This is a genomic window from Actinobacillus minor NM305 (assembly GCF_000175195.1).
Classification (GTDB): Bacteria; Pseudomonadota; Gammaproteobacteria; order Enterobacterales; family Pasteurellaceae; genus Haemophilus_A; species Haemophilus_A minor.
Genome location: NZ_ACQL01000152.1, coordinates 1 through 3,301, shown reverse-complemented (window position 1 = coordinate 3,301; position 3,301 = coordinate 1). Strand labels below are relative to the sequence as shown.

Sequence of the window (3,301 nt, the reverse complement as noted above, 5' to 3'; positions counted from 1 at the left end):
TTTAAGGTGTATTTTATTAAAATCTGTATCCAAAGAGTGTTGTATCGTTCTTTCTTATCTTGAAAGTAAGGGAAAAATGCTTTTTCAAACTCCTCAATAATTTCACGCTTTACAGAATCAGAAAGCTCTGCTTCTTCAAACGACAAAACCCAAACATCATAAGCATGACGATAAGATAAATTTTCAGCTAAGGTTTTTTATTTCAATTTTTCGCTTATTTTTATTCATCGCTCGGTCTCAAAGGGGGTCGGTCAAGGAGGGGGATTATCCCCCACCTGCAAGGCAGATAGGGTTGATTTTTTCGCTAGAAAAAGTCCCCTATCGTGTCCTTGCCCAAAGAATATTTTAAATTATAAGAGCAGTATAATATTGATGGGAAAAAATACAAAATTTTGGCTTGACAATTTATTTAAATAAGGTAGGGAAAGTCAATGAGAAAATAAATAAGGAAAACTATATTTATAAAAAATAAGTTTTCCTTAATAGATATCAATCAAATAAATAATATGATTCATCTGCTAGTTAAGATATAAAATCTTCATTAGCTATTCCTAATAATTTTTCTAGGCGTAAATGTGATGGGGTAATAACGCATATTCTATAATGTTTACTACCTTTTTTGGATTTAATGCAAATGTATCTTTTATATCTTTGGGCTTGCTCGTTTAAAAACTTATTATATTCAGCCTCATGTCTTAAAATACTTTCCTCCATATAAAATTCAACAATTTTTGGAGGGAGTTTATTTTGGTTTATTGATCTTTTAAGTTTTTTGAAAAATGTTAGATTCAACTCTCTTTTTTTATCTGTTCTGTGTGCGACTAGCATAGTCTCTACGAGATTCTCTAGCTGTTTAATTCTATTAAGTGAACTTTCGGAATTTTGTTCATTTTTTGTACTATTTAATGTCTCATCTTTCTGTTCATTGATTGCAGTATGAGTATCACAACATTTAATTTTATTTAATGAATTTTCGGAGTTTTGTTCACTCTCTGTACTATCCAATGCCTCATCTTTATGGGGAATATAATGTGAAATATTACCAATTTTTAAGAAAAGATTTTTCATGAATTTGTATCTTTTTTGGTGTAGATTTTCATTTAAAGTCTCACAATACCCCTCAGAACTTACCTGAGAATCTTTCTCGGAGTAGCTATACTTGTTATATATCATTGAACGTTCATAAGCGGTAAATTCTTGAGGGTTTTCATATTTACGTTTTTCTTGTTTTTTTCTATTGGATTCATGGCTAAATAACCCTCCTTTTATCATTAAGGGTTGGTTTGCTAATTCTAATACAAAATAGGCAAGCCCTTTATCGCTAACAGCCATTATGTCCTCCATGCACTCTTCTTTGTTTTTTACATGCTGTTTCTTTCTGGAGGAATATCTAGTTTTCCCTTTAGCTATCCAAAAAGGTGAGTAAAGATAAAGAATCCACTTTCTAACCTCTTCAAATGTTTTAGGGCAGTTCCATTCCGAACCAGAGTACCGGTCATCTACGCATATATACCCTCCTGTTTCATATTCCCATTTTTTTTCAATGTCATTTAATAGCTCAACAATCTCGCTTTCACATATGTTGTAAAAATTTCTAGGAATAGCAAAAAGAGAATGAATGTGTAGATTTATAGATAGATCAGATGATTCAGTGTATTCAAATTTAAAAATATGATCTTTGATATAATTATTAAAACCTTTTCTCTTTTTAACTTTGTTAGAAATAAATTTCTTAATCCTATCTGTTTGTTCTCTTATCTGATTAGCTTTAATGTTTTTAAATGTCCAAGTGGCTGGAAAGAAGTAATATGACTCTTTATTTTTTGAAAGAGTGTCTAAAGTTAGACTGCAAAGAGCAAAATTTTTCTTTGATTCACAAGTTACACAGAATTTATTATTACATTCACAACTGTGTTGTTTTTCAGTTGTATTTGTTTCGGTATTGGTAATAGTAAAATAGTTTTCACTGTTACAATGAATAAAGGAAGATTTAAATTTATTTTCAAATATAAATTCTTTATTCTCATTTTGAGATAGTCCTTTTTCTTTGCCGATAATTTTTAATCCTCTTTGTAGTTTTCTATTCAAAGTAGAATTGTATTCGTTTATCTTAAATCCCATTGTTACACCTTATTTGTGATTTGAAAAACAAGGTTGAATAGGTTAAAATAACACTTGGTAACGTTATTTATTATGGTTTCAACCTTAGTAAATGAATAGAATCAGAAGCCCTATTTATAGGGTTTCTGTTTTTCTAGCGTTAATTATTTTTTCAATCCGTTTATAACAAAATTCATCTCCTATACCTTTGTACCACTTGAATAGCAACTCAAGTTCATCCGTAGGTAATTTAACTAGAATCTCCCTCCATTCTTCGCCTTGATAAACGCTTCTCCAGTGAGTTTGAACTAAATCAATACATTGTCTAAAGTAAAGTCCCTCTTCATGTGAACCTGTTTTAACTGCTGGACGTTGAGGAAGTTTAGGGCGACCTAATTTTGTGATGTTTTGAGTATTGTCTATCGTCTTATTCTGTTTGATTAAGAATTTTATAGCGTGGATTGAACGCCCTTGTTTTATTTGTTTGAAACTAACTAAGAGATCTGATTTTTCGTTAATTTCAGAGATTGCTGGCTCTAAAACTCTAGCTTTGAAGTTATCCCAACGTGGATATTTATCCGCAACCTGTAGCCATTCTTTCAGTTCTGAAACTAAAACGGTGCGTTCTTTCTCTTTTGAGTTACGATATTGAGTAATGATTTCATAAATTCGTATAGCGTGAAAACTGCTAAATCTAGCTATATACTTTAAATTGTATTCAGTAAATTTTCCCTGAATGTCAGATAGAAACGGCATTAGTTTTTCATGTAGGATAATTTGAAATCGCCCCTCCCCTTTAAAATAGGCTTGTTCCGTTAGAAAGGTGACTTTGCGTTCTATATTTTTATTTTTTTCAATGACAGCCCAACGCCCTCCGAGCATATCGACAGCTCTCTGAACTTGTGCGTATGCTGATTTTTCATCTGTATTAAATCTTTCAGCAAATTCGGCTACTGTGAATTCAAAATCTCTTCTATGATTTTGTGCTTTTGAGTTAATCTGCCCGATAGTTAGGAGTAGAACTCTCATTTCATCAAGCGTAATCTTATAACTTGCTTCAACAAAATCATTTGATTTAACTACAATTAAGTTTTTAGACATAAACCCTACTTCTTCATATTGAATGTAGGGTTAATATAACACAAAACACTACAAATAAAAAATAAATAGTGCTTAACCGTAAATCTGTAGGGTTTTAACC

At 31.2% G+C, this 3,301-nt stretch carries 2 protein-coding genes; both read right to left on the bottom strand.

The annotated features are described in order from the left end of the window. Positions 1-522: 522 nt before the first annotated feature. The gene (locus tag AM305_RS10430; RefSeq protein ID WP_005825873.1) at positions 523-2,121 is read right to left on the bottom strand and encodes a hypothetical protein; all 1,599 of its coding nucleotides are present in this window, start codon (positions 2,119-2,121) and stop codon (positions 523-525) included. A 114-nt stretch (positions 2,122-2,235) separates the two neighbouring features. After that, a complete protein-coding gene (locus AM305_RS10425) occupies positions 2,236-3,201 on the bottom strand; it encodes a replication initiation protein (RefSeq protein ID WP_005825872.1) in 966 nt (321 codons plus the stop codon). Between the last annotated feature and the right edge of the window lie 100 nt (positions 3,202-3,301).